Source organism: Pseudomonas sp. SIMBA_041 (assembly GCF_046535095.1).
Classification (GTDB): domain Bacteria; phylum Pseudomonadota; class Gammaproteobacteria; order Pseudomonadales; family Pseudomonadaceae; genus Aquipseudomonas; species Aquipseudomonas mucoides.
On the sequence record NZ_JAWRXJ010000579.1, the window covers coordinates 1 to 256 of the forward strand.

A 256-nucleotide genomic window follows, 5' to 3' on the forward strand; every position below is an offset into this window, starting at 1 on the left:
GCCAGGCCGTAGACCAGCTCCTGGAAGTCCGGATCGTCCTTGTAGCTGGAGAGAATCCGGCTGATGGGGAATTTCTTGCTCAGGTCTTCCAGGGCGGCGAGGTCGGCGGCCTCGGCGTCTTTGAGCTGCTTGAGCTGGCCCATGAGTTCATAGGCGGTGTCGTCGTCAAAGCGGTCGTGGGCCTGGCGAATCGCTGCGCGCAGTTCGCGAATCTGGTCACTTTCTTTCGAGGTGTGGAAGGCGTCGAGCACCATCT

The 256-nt window shown here is 60.9% G+C and carries 1 pseudogene; it reads right to left on the reverse strand.

Annotation, left to right across the window (positions count from 1 at the left end):
* Window positions 1–256: pseudogene (locus SB725_RS32440) on the reverse strand (hypothetical protein); the annotation flags it as partial.